The following is a 22,415-nucleotide window of genomic DNA, read 5'->3' on the forward strand; positions in this document are numbered from 1 at the left end:
GCGATGACTACGACAATTGCTAACAGCAACCTGCCGGTTGCACGCCCGGCGTGGGATCATTCTCGTCTGCAATCCCGTATTGTTCACCTGGGATGCGGTGCTTTTCACCGTGCGCATCAGGCGTTGTATACGCACCATTTACTGGAACAAACAGACAGCGACTGGGGCATCTGTGAAGTGAACCTGATGCCGGGTAATGACCGTGTGCTGATCGAAAATCTGAAAAAGCAGCAGCTTCTGTATACCGTGGCGGAGAAAGGGGCTGACGACACCGTGCTGAAAGTCATCGGCTCGATGAAAGAAGCGTTACACCCGGATCTTGATGGTTGTGACGGTATTCTGCAGGCTATGGCGCGACCGCAGACGGCGATTGTCTCTCTGACGGTAACCGAAAAAGGCTACTGCACGGATGCTGCCAGCGGTCAGTTAGATCTCAATAATCCACTGATCCAACATGATCTGGCAAACCCGGCGGCACCGAAATCAGCTATTGGCTACATTGTGCAGGCGCTGCATCTGCGCCGTGAGCAGGGACTGGCGGCCTTTACCGTGATGTCCTGCGACAACGTTCGTGAAAACGGTCATGTGGCAAAAGTCGCGGTGCTGGGGCTGGCACAAGCGCGCGATCCGGAGCTGGCGAAATGGATTGAAACTCACGCTACCTTCCCGTGCACTATGGTGGATCGTATCGTTCCGGCGGCGACCCCTGAGATGTTACAGGAAGTCGCTGATCAACTGGGCGTGTATGATCCGTGTGCTATCGCCTGTGAGCCGTTCCGCCAGTGGGTGATTGAAGATAATTTTGTTAATGGTCGTCCTGACTGGGATAAAGTCGGTGCGCAGTTTGTTGCCGACGTGGTGCCATTTGAAATGATGAAGCTGCGCATGCTTAACGGCAGCCACTCTTTCCTTGCCTATCTGGGCTACCTCGGTGGGTATGAAACCATCGCGGATACCATGACTAATCCGGCATACCGCAAAGCAGCCTTTGCACTGATGATGCAGGAGCAGGCTCCGACGCTCTCTATGCCGGAAGGCACCGATCTTAAAGCCTATGCGACGCTGCTGATTGAGCGCTTCAGTAATCCTTCCCTGCGCCACCGTACATGGCAGATTGCGATGGACGGCAGCCAGAAACTGCCGCAGCGCTTGCTGGATCCAGTACGTCTGCATCTGCAGAACGGCAGCGACTGGCGACACCTGGCGCTCGGTGTGGCGGGCTGGATGCGTTACACCCTGGGTGTGGATGAGCAGGGGCAGGCAATTGACGTTGTCGACCCATTACTGGCGGAATATCAGCGGATCAACCAGCAATATCAGGGAGCCGAACGTGTTACGGCTCTGCTGGGATTAAGCGGGATTTTTGGTCACGATTTAGCGGAAAAGGCCGACTTTGTCGATGCGATTATCGCGAGCTATCAACAGCTGTGTGAGCAGGGCGCGCGTGAGTGCGTTGCGGCGTTAAGCGCTGACGCATAACTTCCCCACGATGACGGGTCAATCAAAAGTCTATTTGGTTGACCCGTTTCCTGTTTTTGGCTCTCCACAAATGCTATAGTTCGATACCGAATCACCGGATCTGAATAAACGTATCTGACGGGCATAACATTATGAAATCGAACACTTCTCAGCAAAGGCCCTACCAGGAAGTGGGCGCAATGATCCGCGATCTTATTGTACAGACGCCGTACAACCCTGGTGAGCGCCTGCCGCCGGAGCGTGAAATTGCCGAGATGCTCAATGTCACCCGAACGGTGGTACGCGAAGCGTTAATCATGCTGGAAATTAAAGGGCTGGTGGACGTGCGGCGTGGAGCCGGGATCTATGTGCTTGATAACGCAGACGCTCATGCAATGGATAACACCGATGTGAACCATTGTAACGATGCCGGTCCTTTTGAGCTGTTACAGGCTCGTCAGCTACTTGAAAGCAATATTGCTGAATTTGCTGCTCTGCAGGCTACCCGCGAAGATATCGTCAAAATGCGCCAGGCGTTGCAACTGGAAGAGCGAGAACTGGCTTCCAGCGAACCGAACGGTACAGAAAGCGGTGATATGCAGTTCCATCTCGCCATTGCTGAGGCGACGCATAACAGTATGTTGGTGGAACTGTTTCGCCAGTCCTGGCAGTGGCGTGAGAACAACCCAATGTGGATCCAGCTACACAGCCATCTCGACGATACGCATTACCGCAAAGAATGGCTGGGTGACCATAAGCAGATCCTGGCGGCGTTGATCAAAAAGGACGCCCGTGCGGCCAAGCTGGCGATGTGGCAGCATCTGGAAAACGTCAAACAGCGTCTGCTGGAGTTTTCTAATGTCGATGATATCGACTTTGATGGCTATCTGTTTGAATCCTGGCCACTGGATAAAGTTAACGCCTGATTTCTCCCGCTGAGTACAACGCGGACTGTTTCAGTTCGCGCTTCACTTTGTTCTGTTGTATTACGATACATTCCCCCATCTTCGCACGTTAAATTCGGCGTAATAAATTGTTTCCATCCTGCCGGATGGTGATTTTCTTGCGCCGTGAGAGCAGAGTAAAAATTGATTTGTATCAATCAAAAATGACTTATTTTTAAAGGCGAAAGAATGCCTTCGTTACCTTAAATTTACCTTTCCGTGCTTATTTTTAGACAAAGCTGACCAATGTTAAGTGAGAATTAAAGTGATTTGCGCAGAAGTTTGAGCCGGTTAATCTTGCCTAACATCGCATAAAAAAAGGCGTTTTATGCGAATGTAGACATTAATAACGCTATGTAACCTATTGGCCGGAATGATGTTTTGATTACGTATCGTGATTATCATTTCCAGTACCCAATTTTTTAGTCAGGTGAATAAGAAACAATATACGTAAAGCAATCATTACATATTATTCTATAATAAAGTTATCTTTCATTTGAAATGATGTTCCATTTTTTGGCTCTTTATTAACAGTTTTATTACTATTGTGAGGATATTTTTGCCATTGACATGTTTTTACACTGGCTGCATATTTCATCGCCATAAGCGTGTTATTGCGTTCAGGAGTTGACTATGCCCTCTCGAGATTATCCCGATATTCGAAAAGCAAGGGGTACCCGATCTAAAGATATGGTTCTTTTAAGTGCTCGTGTCGATACCTCTCTGTGGGAATATGTTCGAACGCTGGCATTTGAAACACGAAAAAGTAAACAGGATATTATTGCTGAGGCATTAATGTTACATCGTTCTATTAATCAGAGTGAACCACAGGAATAAAAATAGCCATTCTCTGTCTGGATTTTATTTAAAATCCTGAAAATGAATTATGTCTTGCCACTTCATTATTACCTTTATTGGTATGTTATTGATTTTTCCCCTTACTTGATAGGGGACTTTTTTATGTGGGCACGCTGCCCTCATAACAAAGTTGATAGCAAAATTCACAATTAAAAGTGAGTAAAAATATGAAAAAGACAGCAGTGGCATTAACAGTGATGGCATTAGGGGTAACTTCCGTTCATGCAGCGGAAATTTATAACAAAGATGGCAACAAACTGGATCTGTACGGCAAAGTAAAAGCGGTTCATTCCTGGACTGATGGTACTGATACTGACGGTACCTATGCACGTCTGGGTTTCCGCGGCGAGACACAAATCAACGATCAACTGACCGGTTATGGCCAGTTTGAAAGTCAGTTTGATGCCTCTAAAGCAGAAGGGTCGCAGAATGGCGTTAATACACGTCTGGCGTTTGCTGGCCTGGATTATGGTCACAACATTAGCTTTGACTATGGCCGTAACTACGGTATCGCTTACGATGTGGGAGTTTACACTGACACTTTGTCAGAGTTCGGTGGTGACTCCTATGAAGATACTGACCGTTTCCTTACTACACGCACTTCTGGTGTTGCAACACTCCGTACCAAAAATCTGTTTGGCGCCGTTGATGGCATAAACGTGGCTGCGCAATACCAGGGTCAGGATGATTCCGACGCTAACCCTGCTAAGCAGCATGGTAACGGCTACGGCTTCTCTCTGGGCTATGACAACATCGCGGATTCTGGTGTGTCTGCTGTTGCAGCCTATTCAACCAGTGCGGTGACTACCGATCAGAAACAACACGGCTGGAATGGGGAAAACGCAGAGTTCTGGGGGGCTGGCCTGAAGTATGACGCTAACGCTATCTACGTTGCGACCATGTATGGCGAATCCCATAACCTGATTCAGGACGCGGACAAAGCGCAGCACTTTGAAGCGATGGCTGCCTATGTGTTTGATTTCGGTCTGCGTCCGAACGTGGCTTATGTGCATGCGCGTGATGACAACAATACTGACCTGACCGAATATATCGCGCTGGGTACAGACTACTACTTCAATAAAAACATCGTTGCTGATGTTGGTTACAAGATTAACCTCCTCAATGGCACTAACGGTGACAACGAAGTCGTTGCAGGCCTGACCTATCAGTTCTAACTTTTTGTTATGATATGAAAAAGGTATCTTCAGTAAGATACCTTTTTATATTGAGTCTTTCTTCCCGCTATTTTCATATTGATAAAAAAACACAAGCAATGGAGCAGGCTTGTAAAACAAACGCTATCTCCTGCCAAAGAAATACCGTTGTGGATGTCAATATAATAAACGAATCCACGCTGCCAACAATTTCTATAACCCTTTACTATATCAACTAAGCTGAAAAGAACAATTAGACCAATAATGGGGTTTTTAGTCATGGTATAAGCTATTTCCGCGAGCGTTGTTGATGTTGAATTGATATGTCCATTTTTACACATTTTCCGCCAGTTCTTTGTAAAAAGAACTAGAAAATGTCTGGCTGTTATTTGTGTGCTATTAAATTTTGATATTGAATTGCGGAGTCATCTGAACACTATATATATCTGGTGACTTTCTGGCTTAGCGCTTATCCCATTAGGCTATTTTACTTGCCAGTTTGAGCACTGCCCGTGTCCAAACTGACACCAACAATATACGCTTACTGGGATCCTGTTACTCTTTATGAATATACCCGTCATACTTCAAGTTGCCTGTGCGTTGGCAGCACTCGCTAACCCCAGTCACGTACTTGTGTTCGCTCCTTGGTATTCACTCGTTTGCCGCCTTCATGCAACTCGAATTATTTTGGTATGTATTATAAACAGACGGGCTTGAGCGGTCAGGAGGCGGCAAACGTGGCAATGCAGCGCCACTCTCCGTCCTCAAAGCGGTAAATAGATTCGGTATGTCCCGGGATCACCCACTGCGCTTCCTCATCCGCAGCACAGTTCACATAGATACACAATCCGCAGCCACCGCGCAGCTGGCGGGGGATATCCGCCACCCGAAAGTTGATCGCTGCAGCCTGTAACGCCTTGCGCATTTTGATGACGCCGACGGTGGAATGAAATAAGAACAGCGTTTCCGTCACTGGCGTTTCCTCTGACGATGGCCAATCAGTGCTGCACCCACGGCACCGGCAAATTGTGCGTCGGGATGGGTATGAACGGGGATGCCGAGATGCCCTTCGAGCATACGCGCGAAGGCGTTGCAGTGGCTGACGCCGCCGGTAAACAACAATGGCCCTTGTGCTGAAAGCCGCCCGATAAAGTTCGCGCTGCGTCTGGCCATCGCATTGATCACGCCTGCCAGAATCGCTTCCGGCGCAATGCCTGCTGAGCGCAGGCTGATAACTTCTGACTCGGCAAACACTGTACACATGCTGCTGATAGCATGTGGTTCTACGCCTGCGGTAATGGTATCGAGTTGCTCCACACTGGCGCCAAGTGTGCGTGAGATGACTTCCAGAAACCGTCCGGTCCCGGCCGCACATTTGTCGTTCATTAAAAAATCGCTGAGGTTGCCATCATCGTCCAGCTGTATGACTTTACTGTCCTGACCGCCGATATCAATCACCATACGGGTGTCGGGCGCCAGCAAGCGCGCCCCCAGTCCATGACAGGAAATTTCAGTGACCTGCTTATCGGCATAATCCACGAGCTGACGTCCGTAACCCGTGAGGGTTAAAAACGGTCGTACATCCAGCCCGGCTTGCAGTGTTTCCCATGCCTGCGCGATCGCTTCTGCGGGGCGAAAAGGCGTAGGGCAGAGGAAGCGGCGTTTGATAATACCTCCTTCCAGCAGAATGCCTTTGGTCGCCGTGGAGCCGGAATCGATCCCTATTGAGTATGTCATCCGTGCTCCTCACAGCATTTCAATAAACGCGGCGACGCGGGTGCTCAGCTGGCCGATATCTGCGCTGGAGTAGTCAGTTTCAATGGCGATATAAGGAATATTGTGTTGCTGGCGAACGTGGCGTTTAATCGCAAGTGATTCAACGGCATAGGTATGACAGGCTTGTAGGATAACATCGACAACGCCGTCGGCTTGATACTCTTCGACCATCTGGCTGAGCATTTTCAGACGCTGATCGTTAGGTGAGATACAGGAGCAACCAATAGCGAGATATTTATCGGTCAGCGCATCATAGACGTCGCCGGTTTCTTCCACGCACTGTTCTGTGGCTTTAGCACCGGTGCAGTTTTCATAGCCCACCACCCAGCCGCCGTTATCTTCAATGGCGCGGACCACTTTTTCTGCCGCACCGCCAATAGGACAACCGGTGATCAGAATGCGGGGCCGTGATTCCAGGCGTTTGCCGTCCTGCCATTCCTGACGTACGCGCTCGGCCATGCTGTTCAGCTCGTCGATAAGCGCCTCTTTATCAAAACGGAAGGTCGCGCCGTACACCACTTTCAGGATGTCACTGCCGCTGAGCGCAGGCGGGTTGAGTTGGCCAACGCGGTAGAAATTCGCCAGCGCGCGACGTTCTCTGTTTTTGAGCATAATGGCTTCACGTAGCGCAGCTTCGGTAATAGGGGTACCAAAACGGGCTTCGATACCTTGTTGCAGACGCAGGATCTCAGCTTTCCATAGCGCACGAGAGGCCGCATCGTTGGCGCTGTTGGGCAGTTGCATCACATGTACCGCTTTAAATTCGGCCATGTACTCGTACATCTTCTTCTTGCCGTCGCAGGTGGTTTCGCCCACCACCAGGTCAGAAAAGTAGAAGTAGGGGCATTTGTCGGTTTTACCAAAGCCGTAGCTGCTTTTGATCAACGGACAGAGGTTACGCGGGAGGTCCTTTTCAGCTTCTTCAATGGTTTCGTCAGAGGTGGAACACAGCGAAACGACAACAGCGCCAGCAGCCATCGCGATCTCTTGCGGCATAAAGGTGCAATAGGTCCCAACGAGCGGAATTCCCTGCTCTTTAAGATCCATTACGGTAAGGAAGCCTTTCTGACGAGCGTCGGAGAATTGGTTGAAAATGGCGGGTAAATCAGTGATAAGCGACATGGTTTTCCTTCCCCGTAACACGGGAGACAGTGAAAAGACGCCGCATTATAACCTTATAGTTATTGTGTATTTATTGATCTCCCTCGCGATGTATACATTTGTCCATCTACAGTATGCGGTCATAGAATTTTCTTCAGATCCATTTCTTCCTGGATCCGTTCGCTCCAGGCAATATGGGTGCGGATCGCCTCTTCAATTCCCGCGTTGTAGAAAGCAGATCCCAGTTTTTCGATAATAAAATCAATAAAGAACTCGGCGTCGAATTGTTCAAGCTCAAGATCAAAGTGGTCGCTACAGTACGTTTCAAGCTCGCTACGCAGACGATCACGATCCGCCGGGGCCAGAGTGATTTCAGCCATTTTTTCTCCTTAAAAATTCGGCAGTGTCAGCAGGGAAGGAATTTGCGACAACAGATATAACACCAGTCCTATAGAACCGCCAACCAGCGTGCCGTTGACGCGAATAAACTGCAAATCTTTGCCGATGTTCAGCTCGATTTGCTGTGACATATCACGCGCATCCCAGCTTTTTACCGTGTCGCTGATATGGCGTGTCAGGAAGGTAGCGAACTCCGGTGCGATCTTACGCGCGGCTTGCTCAAGATGCCCATTCAGCGAAGCGCGCAAGGCGCTGTCGGCAACCAGCGTTTCACCGAACCACTGCCCGGCACTGGCGATACGTTGTTTCACGCGGGAATCGTCGGCGTTAATGTCGGTTTTCACCCACTGGCGCAGATCCGCCCACAACTCGCCGAGATAACGGTTAAAGGCTTCATCCTCTTTCAGATAGCTTTTGAGACTTTCCGCCCGGACAGCCATCTCCGGATCGTGTTTGAGCTTATCAATCAGTTTAAACGTGGCGCGATCGAAGGCATGGCGGATCTGATGCGTCCGATCGTGGCTGATGTCATCCAGCAGGGAGTTGACCGCATCAGACACCAGCTCGGCGCTGTGCTCGCCCAGCCATTCGGTCGGCAGGAGTTTCGCTTTTAGCGGGTGTTCTGTCTCCAGCCAGCGCACGATCTGCTGCGCAATAAACGCCCGTGAGCTGTCGCGCTGTAGCAGGGTGATCAACTGCGTAATCAGCGTGTCGAGCAGCTCCTGGTGGCGATTGTTTTTGGTCATGCTTTCCAGCATTAGCGCACTGGTACCGGAAAGATCAACCTTGTCGATAGCCTTGTGCACCGCGCGCTTGATCAGCCGCTGGATGCGGGAGTCGTCGGTCAGTTCGAGAAAACCACTCATAATTTGCAGCAGGTGCTGACCAATGCGCTGGGCGTTTTCCGGCTGGCTGAACCAGTTACCAATCAGCAAGGCCGGCTCATGGCGGCGGATCAACGCCACCAGCGACTGGGTATCGAGGAATTTTTCCTGCACGAACTGACCGAGGTTCTCGCCGATTCTGTCTTTGTTACGCGGGATGATCGCCGTGTGTTGCGAGATAAATGGAATCGGTACCCGACGAAAAAGTGCCACCACGGCGAACCAGTCCGCCAGTGCGCCAACCATCGCCGCTTCGGCTATCGCCTTGATTCCGAGTACCCAGAAGTTTGGCGGCAGAAACAGGGTGATGACGAACGTCGCAGCAGCGATCAGCAGCAGAGAGAGCGCCAGTCGCTTGGCGCGTTTGAGTTCAGTAATTTTATTCATAGGCTTAAGGATAGAGCCAGACGCTGGGATCGCGCAAAAAATGTGGCGTACCTCCCATTTTTAGGTGGAGATTTTACCCAGGGATCCAGTTGTCCCATGCGGGTAATGGACCGAGTTCCGTTACCAGAAAGTCGATAAACGATCGCACCTTCGGATTACTGTACTTGCTGGGAAAATAGAGCGCGTAAAGGGCGTGGGTTTCGCAGGTGATGGTGCCATCGAGCATCAGCGGCGTTATCTCTTCTTTTTGAATATGATCGCCAATCAGATAGGTGGGTAAATACGCCACCCCTTGATCTTCTAATACCGATTTCAGCAATACCAGGCTGCTGTTGGCCTGGATTGGCATGTGCAGCTTCAACTGATGCAGACGATCCTGTTCATCTGCCACTTTTAGCACCGGCGTGAGGCCGGGGTAAACCAGACAATCATGATTCACCAGATCGCTACGGTGCTGGGGCATACCTTTTTTGGCAAGGTAGCCGGGTGATGCGCAGTACGCCCAGCGGATAGGCACCAGCTTGCGCATCGCATAGTTTTGTGGCGGTGCTGTGGAGATGCGCAGGGCGATGTCGAAATCTGTTTCGTTCAGATTGACGAAGTTATCGTTGAGATCGATATACAGATTCACATCCGGGAACTGGGAGCGATATTTATCCACCAGGTTTACCAGTCGTGAATAACCAAAAGCGATCGAACAGGTTATACGTAATTCACCCTGCGGACTGTGGTAATAGCCGGAGGTCGTGTTCAGCGTTTCATCAAACTCTTTCAATAACTTATTCGCGCGGTTAAATAAATATTGCCCTGCATCGGTCAGAGTAATACTGCGGGTGGTACGTTTAATTAATGTCGTACCCAGCGTGTCCTCCATGGCAGTCAGGCTTTTACTTACCGCTGAAGGCGATACGTTGAGTTGCGCGGCGGCTTCAGATAATCCTCCGCAGTCGACGATTTTGACAAAAAACTCCAGATGCTTGAGTGAAATCGGCGTACTCATTATTTCCTTAAATTCACAAGTGATTTGCATAAACGGTACGAATAGGCCGTTACATTCGCGTTTTAAACATGCAACTATTGAATCACAGGAAACAACTTGCTGGCAAAATGAAAAAATAACAACTTAAGTGAGTTGCATCACAAATATAAGGAGGCGGAGCGAAAACTCATCAAAATGTGAATTTAATCTCATTTAATATTTTATAATTTTAAAGGTACCCATTATGTGGTCACGACTCGAACCCTACAAATCGTCGATTATTTTATTAATTGCTCTGGTTATTGGTGGCTTATTAGGTATTTATGCCCCGACGTTTGCAAGTAAACTCCAACCAATAGGTCAGATATTTTTAAACCTGTTATTTATGATTATTGTGCCGCTGGTGGGTATCAGCGTCATGTCCTCCATCGCCAGTATGACCGACCTGAAAAGGCTGGGACGTATTATGGCGATTATCTTTATTGTCTCGATCGCAATGGCCTTTATTCCGGCTGCTGGAATTGTGGCGCTGGCGCTATGGTATAACCCGGCGCAGGGCGTCACTATCGATCTTTCGCAGTCTGTACAGGCGGGCAGCGGCAAGATGGATTTTGTCAGTATGATCACCACCAGTGACTTTATCGGGCTGTTCTCTAAGTCCAATATTCTGGCGCTGATCGTGATGGCGATTATCGCCGGAGTGGCGATAGGACAATCTGAACAGGCGGGTAAGCGTATTGCGTCGCTGCTGGAAGATGCCAACACCGTCATCATGAAGATCGTTTCCATCATTATGAAAGTGGCGCCGATTGGTCTTGGCTGCTATTTCGCCGCCACGATGGCCAGCCAGGACTCTGGTCTACTGTTAACCTTTGCCCGCGCCATTGGTCTGTTTATGGTTGCCACGCTGGTCTACTTCGTTTTGGGTTCTATTCTCTATTCGTATATTGGCGGCGGTATTCCGGCGGTTAAAGCCTTCTGGCGTAATGCGATTGAACCGTCAGCCACGGCGTTAGGGACGTGTTCTTCACTGGGCACTCTCCCTGTGACGCTGCGTGCGGGTAAGGCGATGGGAATTAACCCGGAAATCGTTGATGTCTCTATTCCGCTACTGGTCAACCTGAATAAAGGCGGCGTGGCGATGATTGCCGCACTGAAAATCGTCTTTATCTATTCGGTGCTGGGCATGGAGTTCACCACTGAGACATTCTTCCTGACGATGCTGATTGCCGTTCTCTCCGCCATTATTGTCGGCGGTGTACCAGGTGGGGCGTTTTTAGGCGAGATTTTTATCGTGACGACGCTGGGCTTGCCGATGGAAGCCATCCCGATGCTGGTGGTGCTGGGCACGATTACCGATGCTCCGGCCACGCTGATTAACGTGATCCATGATTTGAATGCGGCACAGATTGTTGAGCGGTTCGCTGGAAAAAAGCAGACCAATACTGAAATTAACTCTACTGCTGCGGTGGTATAGGTTTTCACACGGATTTAGAACAGGAGAAGTTATGAAAGACGCAATCAAGCTTGAAACGCAACTGGTCGTTGCTGGTCGCGACAAACGTTACACCCAGGGAGCGGTGAATCCGGTGATCCAGCGCGCCTCTTCGCTGGTGTTCGATACCGTGAAGGACAAAAAATTTGCCACCGCCAATCGTGCGAATGGCGAACTGTTCTACGGTCGTCGCGGAACTTACACACACTTCGCATTCCAGAAGGCGATGAGCGACCTGGAAGGCGGTGCGGGTTGTGCGCTGTACCCGTGCGGTGCGGCGGCGGTCACCAATGCGATCCTGGCGTTTGTCCAAAGCGGCGATCATATCCTGATGACCGGAGCGGCCTATGAACCCACTCAGGATTTCTGTAATAAGATCCTGAGTAAATTCAATGTGGAAACCACTTATTACGATCCGCTAATTGGCGCTGGCATTGTCGATCTTCTGCGTCCGGAAACGAAGGTGGTGTTCCTGGAATCCCCCAGCTCGATCACCATGGAAGTGCAGGACGTGCCGGGGATGGTGAAGGCGATCCGCGCGGTGAACCCAGAGATCGTCATCATGATCGACAACACCTGGGCGGCGGGAGTGCTGTTTAAAGCGCTGGACTTCGGCGTGGATATTTCCATTCAGGCTGGCACGAAGTACACCATTGGCCATTCGGACGGCATGCTGGGGACGGCGGTGTCGAACGCCCGCTGTTGGGATCGTCTGCGTGAGAACTCCTATCTGATGGGGCAAACGCTGGATGCCGATACGGCTTACAACGGTAGCCGCGGATTACGTACGCTGGCTGTACGTCTTAAACAGCACCAGGAGAGCAGCATCCATATTGCGCGTTGGCTGTCGGCGAGACCTGAAGTGGCGCGGGTGAATCATCCGGCGTTACCGGAATGCCCCGGTCATGAGTATTTTCAGCGTGATTTTGCCGGTAGCTCAGGCCTGTTCTCGTTTGTCCTGAAAAAGAGACTGACCGACGAACAGATGGCTAATTTTCTCGATAATTTTTCTTTGTTCCATATGGCCTATTCGTGGGGAGGATTCGAATCACTCATTCTGGCCAACCAGCCGGAAGAGCTGAACAGCATTCGCCCAGCCGGGGATGTCGATTTCAGCGGAACGCTGGTCAGAGTGCATATCGGCCTGGAAGATGTTGGCGATCTGATTGCTGATCTGGAAGCGGGGTTTGCACGAATCGCGTAACGTAAAGTGATAAATGCAGACGCTTATCCGGCCTGCTGTGGCTACACAGGCCGGATAAAGTGCTTGTTTTGCGGGGTTGCATAGAAGTTGTGGTCGACAATACCAATCAAAATACATCATTTAAAATCAAATTAGATCATTTTTTGTCAAAATTAATCTTTGTCACAATTTTCATCATCTCATACGGGTAGCATTGATCAGGATCCTCAATGTTATTATTTTACGTAAGGGATGGTTATATTATGAATCTTAATGATTTTTTTATAAGAACAGCGCCGGAACGTCGTCATTATGGTGTCGCGTTACTGGTTGGTATCGTTTCCGGGATTCTCTCTGCATTTGTTAAGTGGGGGGCTGAAGTCCCACTTCCTCCCAGAACGTTTTCTTTGGGACGTAATGAATTTAATCCGCCGTATCTTTTCCTGAGAGACTATCTGGGGATTGATCCGACGCAGACGGTTTACACTTTTTCAGAACACGTGATTAATCCGGTGATGGTAACGCACATCATTTTTTCCTTAGTCTTTGCCGTGGGTTACTGTGTCGCTGCTGAAATTTTTCCGAAAGTAAAACTTTGGCAAGGTGTATTAGCGGGGTTGATCGTGACAGTGGCTGTTCATGGTATCTTCATCCCGGCATTTCATCTTTCACCACCGTTGTCCCAACTACCATTCGATGAATATGTTTCTGAAATAGTGGGGCACATTTTTTGGTTTTGGGTGATTGAAATGATTCGCCGTGACCTGAGAAATCGGATCACGCATGAACCGGATGCTGAAGTCCCGTTACATTTAGCCAGATGATCAAAAGTAGATGCACTATTTATGGCTTGTTATGGCTTGCCCCCGACCTGCAAACACGAATATTAGTGTTCAGGTACCGGGGGCAGCTTATAGAAGTTTAGTTTTCGGTGACTAACGCTGTTGCCTCATGCTGACGCACTCGCTTCAATAATCCGGCCAGCGTGAACACCACGGCAATACCCGCCACGACCGCCAACAGGTGAAACGAAAGCCTGCCGCCGTTAAACCACAGCCAGCGTCCGACTTCGACCGAAACTGCCATCACTGTCAGGATCACCATGTTTAGCGACGCGGAGACCGTACCCTTCGGCAAGTTGTTAGAAAACAACGTAAAACGGAATAGCGTTGGGAAGATCATCCCGATGCCAAATGCATACAGGCTGGTCCCCAGCACCGACCACAGCCACACATGCGGCCACAGCAAATTACCGCCAATCAGTACCGCCAGTCCGCTCAGTTGAATGGGCGCAGCACGCCAGATAAAGCGCGGCTTCGTTGGATCCTTCACAAAACGCACGACCACCATATTGGCGACGATCACGGCACCAAATACCGGAGCCTGCGCCCAGGCAAACTGCGATGTGGTCATGCCGCCGGCATCAATCAGGATCACTGGCGAAACCGCTACCCAGCTCATCATCGGGATATAACTCAGCGAAAGTGTGGCTGCGCCAAAGAGGAACACCCGGTTGCGAAAAACGTCGCGGAAATCACGCAGTACGCTGCGCGCACTGAACGGCACCGAGCCGCGCTGGACAGTTTCCGGCATCGCTAACGCTAACCCAATCAGGGCGATAAGCCCCATAGCGGCGATAATGGCAAACAGGATCTTCCAGTGTACAAAGTGCATCAGCGCCGCCCCGGAGAGTGGGCCGATAACCGGCGCAACCAGCACAATGGAGGTGATTATCGCCATCAGTTTAATGGCCTTAGTTTGACCAAATGCCTCCTGCACCGTGACATAACCTACCGTGGCGATAAAGCAGATGCTGGTGCCCTGAATAAAACGCGCGATCAGAAATTGCGTCATTGAGGTGGTGAACAACGTGGCCGCACAGGCAAGAGTAAAGATTAATGCTCCTGCAATCAGTACCGGTCGGCGGCCAATTCGGTCGGAAAGCGGACCTAACAGCCACTGCAGCGCCATACCTCCCGCCAGATACAGACTGACCGCAGCCGGTGCCAGGCTGACATCGGCGTTAAAATCCCGTACTACATTAATGATGCCGGGCTGGATCAGGTCCGTCGACAAATAGGCGGCGAAGTCATATAAAATCAGCGCGATGGGGAAGAATAGCGTTGTGGCGCGTTGGGCGAAAAACGCGAAAATCCGTTGCATAAAAACAGCTCCTTGTCGGGAGAATACCCTCAACGGGAATAGCGAAATTCAATACCGTCTTTTGAGACGTCAGGCTGGTGACAGAAAAAACAGACTGCAGATGTACTGAATTTCATGTAATCAAAAACGCTGTCTGCGCGAAGCACAAACAGGACATACGCATCTCTGATGAGGTCAGAAAGCGTAACGATTACAGGTAACAATCAGCACATCACACCTCGGGAAGAGAATTAAGTTGAACGGAAAATAGTCAAACCGCAGTGTAATGCGAATTGGATGATAATTAAACGAGTTTATAGGGTTAATCTGAAGAAAATCACCATGCTTAACTGAGCGTGAGGCTGTGTAAAAACCGCAGTGCGATCGCGCTGCCGAAGATGATCAACACGCCTCCAGCGATGCGCTCGATCCACAGGATCCCTCTGGTTAACCGTTTCTGGATCTGCGGCAAACCGATGAACATCACGATCAATAGATCCCAGACCAGCACTACGCTCGTCATCCAGATACCGCTAACGGTTTGTTGTAGCAACGTCACCGACGGGCCGAGCAGGGCGGTCATCAGCGCCAGATAGAACAGCGCATTTTTGGGGTTGAGCAGTGATGAACCCAGTCCCAGCAGCAGTTGTTTGCCAAATCCAGGGCGATTGAGGCGGGCATCTGCTCCAGCCACGATTTGCGGACGACTGCGGATTAGCAGGCTACCAATCCACAATAAATAGAGCGCACCCAGTAATTCAATGGCTGTAAACAGCAGAGGGATCTGTCGCAGGATCCCCCAGCCGATAATTGCCAGCAGGATATACAACCCATTGCCGATGGCGATGCCCACGCACAGCCCGGCGCTACCACGCAGCCGATAACGTACAGCGTAGGCGATCAGTAAAAAGAAATCCGGCCCGGGACTGAGCAACGCCATAAAATGCGCCAGCGCCAGTGCGGGAAAAGCGGAGGGGAAGAGTGCAGAAAGCCGTTCCATAGTGACCTCAGAATGTGAATCTGCGATCACCCTACGCCTGACATAACGTTAATTATTGTCTGATATTGATCGTCCCAACGCGTACTGACGCGGCGTGGCTGCGGTGTAACGAACAAAGGTGCGATGGAAATGGCTCTGGTCGGCAAACCCGCTCTGGTAGCTGACATCGGCAATATCATCCCCGGCGCGCAACCGCCCGCGGGCATAGTTAATCCGCACAATATTCAGGTAACTTCCCGGCGTCAGCCCGGTATCTTGTTTGAAAGTACGGATCAGCGTTTCTTTACGCATGCTGCATTCATTGGCCAGCTCATCCAGCGAGGGCGGCGCCAACAGGCTGGACTGCAACCGCTCACGCAGATACTGACTGGTGACGCTTAGGTTAGTTGGTTTTCTCGACAGCAACGGCAGTGAACGCAGCAGCACAACTGCTGCATCGGTTATTTGCGCCGTCCGCTGTTGGCGCATTAACGCCACAAGATGCACATAGCACTGAAATAACGGTGGGTCATGGATCACGGGTGTGGGCGAGTAAAATTGCGGGTTACAGTTCAATGCTGAAAGATGAGAGCGACACCACTGCGCATCAAGATAGAGCATATGGTAACTGCGAAACTGCCCGCTGACAGGGTTGCAGCTGTGAGGCACCAGAGGCGGGATCACGATGAGATCGCCTACGCTCAGGCGGTATTCCTTGCCATCACATATGCAGCATGTCTCTCCTTCAAGAATCGCCCCAATCGAAAGCTGGGGATGGTGGTGACGCTTATAGGCCTGCTGACTGCACCAGGTGCTGCGCAGCTCCAGCCACGGAAGCTGTTCATCACGCCAGAATGACTGTGGAATATCGCGGGTATGCGTCACATCGTGTCCTCCATGAAACTGATGGTTTGTTATAGCACAGGCCGCATGGTGAAAAAGTGGTGTTGTGTATCGACATGGTGCTTTTACGTAATGCATTCCAGAGAAATGCGAACGTTGCAGAGAGACGAATTTATCTCTGAAAATGCCTCGCAAAGGTAAAAAGTAGGAGGTGAGGGCGTGGTTTACCGGCGCTACAGTCACGACATCTTACTTTCAGGTGACGGATTGCTATGAATAAAGCGCCAGCCTCCACACCGCATGATGCAGTTTTTAAGACGTTTTTACGTCACCCTGAGACCGCGCGGGATTTTCTGCAGATTCATCTTCCTGCTTCGCTTCGTGAAATTTGCGATCTTCAGACGCTGAATCTCGAGTCTGACAGTTTTATTGAAGAGGATTTACGTGCGTATTATTCCGATGTGTTGTGGTCCGTGAAAACGACGGAAGGGGATGGATATATTTATGTGGTGATTGAACACCAGAGCGCACCGGATGCGCATATGGCGTTCAGGTTGATGCGCTATGCGATAGCAGCCATGCAGAAACATTTAGATGCCGGACATAAGCAACTGCCTTTGGTGGTGCCGATGCTGTTTTATCACGGTGCCAAAAGCCCGTATCCCTGGTCGCTGTGCTGGCTGGATGAGTTTGCTAACCCAGGGCTGGCACGCCAGCTGTATGCTGCAGCGTTTCCGCTGGTAGATATTACGGTTATCCCTGACGATGAAATTGTGCAGCATCGACGTATGGCATTGCTTGAGCTAATCCAGAAACATATCCGTCAGCGCGATCTTATGGGATTGGTTGAACAAATTGTTTCTCTGCTCGTTACCGGGTCCACTAATGACAGCCAGATTAAGACACTGTTTAATTATATTTTGTGCACCGGCGATGCACCTCGCTTCAATGAGTTTATCCGTGAGATTGCCGAACGTTCACCGCAACATAAGGAGAATTTGATGACGATCGCAGAAAGGCTGCATGAAGCAGGATTACAAAAAGGCAGGCTGGAAGGTCGAGAGGAAGGGCTACAAGAAGGGCTTATCGAACGTCAACGCGCTGAAGCACGGCGTATTGCTCGCACCATGCTGGCAGACGGTATTGAGATCAGTACGGTACAAAAAATTACCCGGCTTCCCACTGATGAACTTTATAACCTGAGCCATTAGGTATTACGGGAATGGCGTACTCTCCAGCCTGGTGAACTTACGCTACCGGGCATTCAATTTATTCTATCGCCACCTTTACCGCTTCGCCGAGCTTCTGCATCACTTCCCGATGCTTCTCGTTTGGCGGTAACGCGCAGTTAATGCGTACACAGTTGCGATACTTCCCTGAGGCAGAGAACAGCGATCCCGGTGCGACCTGTATTTTCAGCCGACAGAGTTGTTTGGCGACACAGACCATATCGACCTGCAGCGGTAACTCGACCCACAGCATAAAGCCGCCTTTGGGGCGGGTGACGCAGATCCCACAGGGGAAATATTCCCGTACCCAGCAGGTGTAGATCTCCATATTACGCTGATAGATCTGGCGCATACGCCGGACATGGCGATGATAGTGGCCGTCGCGCACAAAGGTTGCCGCTGCCAACTGCGTGGCAGGAACGTTGGTGCCGATAACGGCGTATTTTTTATGCAGAAGTTTGTCATGGTATCGGCCAGGAACAACCCAACCCACGCGCAGGCCCGGCGCTACGGATTTGGTAAACGAACTGCACAACAGTACCCGACCGTCGATATCCCAGGAGTGGATGGTGCGCGGGCGCGGGTATTCTGTTGCCAGCTCGCCATACACATCGTCTTCAAAAATAACAATATCGTGGCGTTGAGCGAGGGCGAGGACCGCCCGCTTACGCGCATCCGGCATAATAAACCCGAGCGGATTATTGCAATTAGGGACCAGAATCACCCCTTTAATGGGCCACTGATCCAGCGCCAGTTCCAACGCCTCAACACTGATGCCGGTATCCGGATCGGTCGGGATTTCAATAACCTTAATCCCTAAACCGCGCAGTAGTTGCATCGTACCGTAGTAGGCGGGCGATTCTACAGCGACGATATCTCCTGGCTGGCAGACCGTCAGTAGCGCCAGCGACATTCCGCTCTGGCTACCGTTGGTGATGATAATGTCATCTGCATTGACGACCGAGCCGCCGTCCAGCATCAGACGGGCAATCTGATTACGCAGTTCGCGGCATCCAGCCAGTTCGTCGTAGCCCAGCACCGCTCCTAAATTGTGCTGCACTACGCGGCTTAATTCGCGCCAGAGTGGTTTCAGGCTGGGTTGATTGATATCGGGGACGCCGCTACTGAAAGGAATTATCGATTTGTCTGCATGACCTGCCAACATGTCCAGCACCTGATCCCACTGGGTTATCTCCACCGGACGCTGGACCGGGCGCGACATCAGTGGTACGGGCGGCTGCGCTTTTTGCGTCGCGACAAAGTAACCGGAACGCGGCTGCGGGGTGATCAACTGCCGCTGTTCCAGCATCTGATACGCCTGCTGGACGGTACTGATACTCACCCCGTGTTCCTGGCTCAGGCTGCGCACCGACGGCAGTTTTTCACCATGGCGATACAGCCCCTGCTCAATGCGTTCGGCCAGTAGTGTGGCCAGATGTTGGTAACGGGTCATGCTGTATCCCTCATTGTTGCCATACAGATGGATAAACCAATACAGAACGATGGAAAAAACCGTATGCAGATACTGTTTTAATCAATCTGTATGTTAAATAAAAGTACTTTTTGAATCTGTATTGTCTGGCGGTAAATCCGCGAAGATAAGCCTCTGGCAAGGCGGGGAGGCAAAGTATGGAATTTCACGAGAATAAAGCAAAACAGCCGTTTATTGGTTTGGTGCAGATCTGGCAGGCGATAAAACGCTGGCATCTGCGGGCGCAAACGCGGCGTATATTGCAGCAGATGAGCGACGAGCGGCTGCGGGATGTCGGGCTGCGACGCGATCAGGTGGAATGATTTTTCTTCCGATGACAAAGGCCGGTGGTTATCGCCCTGGCCTTTTTTATATTCACGATATTTATCAATTCATGCTTCTGGTTGGTCCGTTTCTTGATACTTACCCTGATAAGTATTATTTTCTTATCAGCGATGAGAGGAAAGTAAGATGACTGAAGATGAACTGTTTGCCTGCCGACCGATGGGGATGCGCATGGCAATGGTGGTGCGCCAGTGGCGGGCCATTATTGATGCTGCCATCACCGATACTGGCCTGACGCAATCAAGCTGGACGGTGCTGATGCAACTGCATCAGTTGGGTGACAATGTTTCAGTCAGCGAACTGGCGGAGGTGCAGGGCATTGAACTGCCGCCGCTGATGCGCACCCTCTCGCAGCTGGAAAAGCAGGGGTATCTGCTGCGTTCCACATCGCCTTATGACAAACGCATCCGCCTGCTAACGCTGACCGAGCAAGGCCGCTTAAGGCTTGAAGAACTTAACCGGGTGATTGAGACATACCAACATCGCGTCACCTGCACCATTCCTGAAGCGGAGCTTGCCTCTTTCAGCACGACCTTAAATCAACTCGCCTGCAATTTGCGGACAATCCGCGAAGAAGACAATCAACACTAAAAAACTATGATGACCCCAGAACAAAAATTTGCCCGTTGGGTAAGGGTGAGTATTGCCGCTTTCCTGGTAGTATTCGCCTGGTTTATCGTTGCCGATATCTGGATCCCGTTGACGCCGGACTCCACGGTGATGCGCGTGGTAACGCCCATTTCCTCACGCGTATCCGGATACGTCTCGCAGGTGCATGTACACAATAATAGCCAGGTGAAGAAGGGCGATTTGCTGTACGAACTGGATCCGACGCCGTTTTTCAATAAGGTCGAGGCCGCGCAAATCGCCCTTGAGCAGGCGAAGCTGAGCAACCAACAGCTGGATGCGCAGATCTCCTCTGCCCGTGCCAACCTGCGCACCGCGCAATTCAACGCCCGCAACGATAAGACCACCTTTGACCGCTATCAGCGCCTGAGTGCCATGCAGAACGTGTCGCAATCCGATCTCGACAAGGTGCGCACCGCCTGGCAAACCAGCGAGCAGTCGGTGGCGGCACTTAATGCCAGTATTCAGAACCTGCTGATTCAGCGCGGTGAGCGCGATGATAAGCGTAACGTGACGTTGCAAAAATACAGTAACGCGCTGGAAGAGGCGCAACTGAACCTCGGCTGGAGCAAAGTGTATGCACAGACCAACGGCACGGTGAGCAATCTTCAGCTTAGCCCCGGACTTTACGCGACCGCCGCCACGCCGCTGCTGGCGCTGGTCAGCCATCAGACTGATATCGTGGCTGATTTTCGCGAGAAAAGCCTGCGCCACACTCGGGTAGATACCGATGCCGCCGTGGTGTTCGACGCTATGCCGGGCAAGGTTTTCTCTGCCCGTGTCACCAGCAATGATGCCGGTATTCTGGCGGGTCAGGAGCAGGTTAACGGCCAGTTGTCGCAACCGGAACAGTCTACCCGTTGGGTGCGCGATGCCCAGCGTATGCGCATTCACGTAGCGCTGAACGAACCGCTCGACACGCCGTTACCGACCGGGGCGCGCGCCACGGTACAGCTGTATAACAGCGAGGGGATGTTCGCCCGCACCTTTGCCGGGGCGCAGATCCACCTCGTTAGCTGGCTGCATTATGTCTATTAACACTCTGGCCCACGTCTTTACACCGCACGGGAATATTGTCTACACCGCCAATGATTTTCGCCAGACCCTGCGTATTTCCGTTGCCGGGACGATAGCGCTGAGTATATCGACCTTCTACAACGTGCAGTACGGCGTGTTTTTTGTGGTTTATCCGCTGATGCTGTTGTCGCTGGTGCCGGTGTTCAACCGCCATGTGGCAAAACAGTTCGTGTTCAGCGCAGCGGTGAACTGTGTTGAAATGGTGCTAATCGTCGGCTATCTCTCACAGTGGCCGCTGATTATGACGCTAGTGGTGTTCGGCTTGTACGTGATGCGTTTTCGCTTTATGAGCAAAGGGCCGCTGTTTCTGCTCGGCTCGATGGGCGTGGTGTGTCAGAGCACGATGCTCAACTTTATGAGCTATCCCACCACCAACTGGCATACGCTGATGTTCTCCAATATGGAGGCCTGCGTAATGGCGGTGGCGCTGAGCGCGCTGCTGAATTATCTGATCCCGGATGTGGAGGCGCGCCAGCCACCGCCGCGCATTGAGAAAGATGCTGCCCGGGTCCGCCATGAGTCGCTGCTTTCCGGTACGGTGGCGACGATGATTTTTGTCATCTTCCAGATCTGTGATTTGAGTGATTCGCTGTCGGCACTGATGGCGGGCATTTTGATCCTGTTTCCGATGCACTACCGCGGCGCGGTGATCAGTTCTCTCTGGCGCGTGGTCGGTGTAGTGCTGGCCTGCCTGTATATTCTGCTGGTGCAGCTGCTTATCTATGATTTCAGCAACCATATGGTGTTGATGATGCCGCTGATTGGCCTCGGGCTGGCGTTCAGCGCCCGCCTGCACGTAATGGAAAAAGTCGGCGCAGGCGTGGGTTTTGCCAGTATCACCACCATCGGCATTATGTTTGGCCAGAATCTGCACCCGGATCAGGACCTGGTATTCAGCGATCTGTACCGCATCACCTCCGTCACCGTCGCGCTGGTGGCAACGCTGACGATGGTATTTCTGGTTCACAGGATCCTGAACTGCTTTGCCGCGACACGGTTTGTGATTACCGAGTGAGTGGGGAGTGAGTGCCGGATGGCGGCTGCGCCTTATCCGGCCTACGGGAAAGTGCTATTTGTAGGCCCG

22 protein-coding genes are annotated in these 22,415 nt (G+C 51.2%); 12 read left to right on the forward strand and 10 right to left on the reverse strand.

The features are described 5' to 3' along the window. The first annotated feature begins 3 nt into the window (after positions 1-3). The 4 genes from AACS05_RS02520 to AACS05_RS02535 all read left to right on the forward strand — a co-directional run bounded on the left by AACS05_RS02520 (position 4) and on the right by AACS05_RS02535 (position 4,435). Entirely contained in the window at positions 4-1,479 is a 1,476-nt protein-coding gene (locus AACS05_RS02520; RefSeq protein ID WP_045439343.1) for a fructuronate reductase, read from the forward strand. A gap of 131 nt (positions 1,480-1,610) precedes the next feature. Then, a complete protein-coding gene (uxuR, locus tag AACS05_RS02525) occupies positions 1,611-2,384 on the forward strand; it encodes a Uxu operon transcriptional regulator (protein ID WP_045439346.1) in 774 nt (257 codons plus the stop codon). A 651-nt stretch (positions 2,385-3,035) separates the two neighbouring features. Beyond that, positions 3,036-3,239, forward strand: a complete 204-nt coding sequence (locus AACS05_RS02530) for a hypothetical protein (RefSeq protein ID WP_045439348.1) — start codon at positions 3,036-3,038, stop codon at positions 3,237-3,239. A gap of 188 nt (positions 3,240-3,427) precedes the next feature. Beyond that, positions 3,428-4,435 carry a porin gene (locus AACS05_RS02535; RefSeq protein WP_045439351.1) on the forward strand — a complete coding sequence of 336 codons (1,008 nt, stop codon included), beginning with the start codon at positions 3,428-3,430 and terminating at the stop codon, positions 4,433-4,435. A gap of 700 nt (positions 4,436-5,135) precedes the next feature. Here AACS05_RS02535 and AACS05_RS02540 read toward each other — a convergent pair. The 6 genes from AACS05_RS02540 to AACS05_RS02565 all read right to left on the reverse strand — a co-directional run bounded on the left by AACS05_RS02540 (position 5,136) and on the right by AACS05_RS02565 (position 9,961). Continuing rightward, positions 5,136-5,387 carry a DUF3343 domain-containing protein gene (locus tag AACS05_RS02540; protein ID WP_045439354.1) on the reverse strand — a complete coding sequence of 84 codons (252 nt, stop codon included), beginning with the start codon at positions 5,385-5,387 and terminating at the stop codon, positions 5,136-5,138. Continuing rightward, positions 5,384-6,151 (reverse strand): putative 2-hydroxyacyl-CoA dehydratase activator YjiL, encoded by a 768-nt coding sequence (gene yjiL / locus AACS05_RS02545; RefSeq protein ID WP_045439357.1) that lies wholly within the window; start codon positions 6,149-6,151, stop codon positions 5,384-5,386. Before yjiL ends, AACS05_RS02540 begins: the two co-directional genes overlap by 4 nt. A gap of 9 nt (positions 6,152-6,160) precedes the next feature. Further along, positions 6,161-7,312, reverse strand: a complete 1,152-nt coding sequence (locus AACS05_RS02550; RefSeq protein WP_045439359.1) for a double-cubane-cluster-containing anaerobic reductase — start codon at positions 7,310-7,312, stop codon at positions 6,161-6,163. 119 nt (positions 7,313-7,431) lie between these two features. Continuing rightward, a complete protein-coding gene (locus AACS05_RS02555) occupies positions 7,432-7,671 on the reverse strand; it encodes a DUF2164 domain-containing protein (RefSeq protein WP_045439361.1) in 240 nt (79 codons plus the stop codon). Between the two features lie 9 nt (positions 7,672-7,680). Then, positions 7,681-8,961 carry a DUF445 domain-containing protein gene (locus tag AACS05_RS02560; RefSeq protein WP_045439364.1) on the reverse strand — a complete coding sequence of 427 codons (1,281 nt, stop codon included), beginning with the start codon at positions 8,959-8,961 and terminating at the stop codon, positions 7,681-7,683. Between the two features lie 73 nt (positions 8,962-9,034). Then, the gene (locus tag AACS05_RS02565) at positions 9,035-9,961 is read right to left on the reverse strand and encodes a LysR family transcriptional regulator (RefSeq protein WP_045439367.1); all 927 of its coding nucleotides are present in this window, start codon (positions 9,959-9,961) and stop codon (positions 9,035-9,037) included. Positions 9,962-10,184: 223 nt separating this feature from the next. Between AACS05_RS02565 and AACS05_RS02570 the strand changes: the two genes are divergently transcribed. The 3 genes from AACS05_RS02570 to AACS05_RS02580 all read left to right on the forward strand — a co-directional run bounded on the left by AACS05_RS02570 (position 10,185) and on the right by AACS05_RS02580 (position 13,442). Further along, positions 10,185-11,417 carry a dicarboxylate/amino acid:cation symporter gene (locus AACS05_RS02570; RefSeq protein ID WP_045439370.1) on the forward strand — a complete coding sequence of 411 codons (1,233 nt, stop codon included), beginning with the start codon at positions 10,185-10,187 and terminating at the stop codon, positions 11,415-11,417. Positions 11,418-11,448: 31 nt separating this feature from the next. Beyond that, on the forward strand, positions 11,449-12,639 hold the full coding sequence (gene metC, locus AACS05_RS02575) for a cystathionine beta-lyase (protein WP_045439378.1): 1,191 nt from the start codon (positions 11,449-11,451) through the stop codon (positions 12,637-12,639). Positions 12,640-12,881: 242 nt separating this feature from the next. Then, positions 12,882-13,442 (forward strand): YagU family protein, encoded by a 561-nt coding sequence (locus AACS05_RS02580; RefSeq protein WP_045449427.1) that lies wholly within the window; start codon positions 12,882-12,884, stop codon positions 13,440-13,442. A gap of 97 nt (positions 13,443-13,539) precedes the next feature. Here AACS05_RS02580 and mdtM read toward each other — a convergent pair whose 3' ends face one another. The 3 genes from mdtM to AACS05_RS02595 all read right to left on the reverse strand — a co-directional run bounded on the left by mdtM (position 13,540) and on the right by AACS05_RS02595 (position 16,624). Further along, the gene (gene mdtM, locus AACS05_RS02585) at positions 13,540-14,781 is read right to left on the reverse strand and encodes a multidrug efflux MFS transporter MdtM (protein ID WP_045439381.1); all 1,242 of its coding nucleotides are present in this window, start codon (positions 14,779-14,781) and stop codon (positions 13,540-13,542) included. A gap of 325 nt (positions 14,782-15,106) precedes the next feature. Next, the gene (locus AACS05_RS02590; protein ID WP_045439384.1) at positions 15,107-15,760 is read right to left on the reverse strand and encodes a LysE family translocator; all 654 of its coding nucleotides are present in this window, start codon (positions 15,758-15,760) and stop codon (positions 15,107-15,109) included. A 48-nt stretch (positions 15,761-15,808) separates the two neighbouring features. Continuing rightward, positions 15,809-16,624 carry a helix-turn-helix transcriptional regulator gene (locus AACS05_RS02595; protein ID WP_045439387.1) on the reverse strand — a complete coding sequence of 272 codons (816 nt, stop codon included), beginning with the start codon at positions 16,622-16,624 and terminating at the stop codon, positions 15,809-15,811. Positions 16,625-16,854: 230 nt separating this feature from the next. Between AACS05_RS02595 and AACS05_RS02600 the strand changes: the two genes are divergently transcribed. Further along, positions 16,855-17,793, forward strand: a complete 939-nt coding sequence (locus tag AACS05_RS02600; protein ID WP_045439390.1) for an Rpn family recombination-promoting nuclease/putative transposase — start codon at positions 16,855-16,857, stop codon at positions 17,791-17,793. A 58-nt stretch (positions 17,794-17,851) separates the two neighbouring features. Here AACS05_RS02600 and AACS05_RS02605 read toward each other — a convergent pair whose 3' ends face one another. Continuing rightward, positions 17,852-19,264 (reverse strand): aminotransferase-like domain-containing protein, encoded by a 1,413-nt coding sequence (locus tag AACS05_RS02605; RefSeq protein WP_045439393.1) that lies wholly within the window; start codon positions 19,262-19,264, stop codon positions 17,852-17,854. 176 nt (positions 19,265-19,440) lie between these two features. On the opposite strand from AACS05_RS02605, the gene AACS05_RS02610 reads away from it, so the two are divergent. The 4 genes from AACS05_RS02610 to AACS05_RS02625 all read left to right on the forward strand — a co-directional run bounded on the left by AACS05_RS02610 (position 19,441) and on the right by AACS05_RS02625 (position 22,346). Next, positions 19,441-19,605 carry a DUF1127 domain-containing protein gene (locus tag AACS05_RS02610; protein ID WP_071828888.1) on the forward strand — a complete coding sequence of 55 codons (165 nt, stop codon included), beginning with the start codon at positions 19,441-19,443 and terminating at the stop codon, positions 19,603-19,605. A 148-nt stretch (positions 19,606-19,753) separates the two neighbouring features. After that, positions 19,754-20,218, forward strand: coding sequence for a MarR family winged helix-turn-helix transcriptional regulator (locus tag AACS05_RS02615; protein WP_045439395.1), 465 nt, complete (start codon positions 19,754-19,756; stop codon positions 20,216-20,218). Between the two features lie 6 nt (positions 20,219-20,224). Then, a complete protein-coding gene (locus tag AACS05_RS02620; RefSeq protein WP_045439397.1) occupies positions 20,225-21,292 on the forward strand; it encodes an HlyD family secretion protein in 1,068 nt (355 codons plus the stop codon). Next, positions 21,282-22,346: a DUF2955 domain-containing protein gene (locus tag AACS05_RS02625; RefSeq protein WP_045439399.1), complete on the forward strand. Its 1,065-nt coding sequence runs from the start codon at positions 21,282-21,284 to the stop codon at positions 22,344-22,346. The genes AACS05_RS02620 and AACS05_RS02625 overlap by 11 nt, the downstream gene beginning before the upstream one ends. Positions 22,347-22,415 lie beyond the last annotated feature (69 nt).

This window comes from Citrobacter sp. S-77 (assembly GCF_963864895.1).
GTDB classification, from domain to species: domain Bacteria; phylum Pseudomonadota; class Gammaproteobacteria; order Enterobacterales; family Enterobacteriaceae; genus Citrobacter; species Citrobacter murliniae.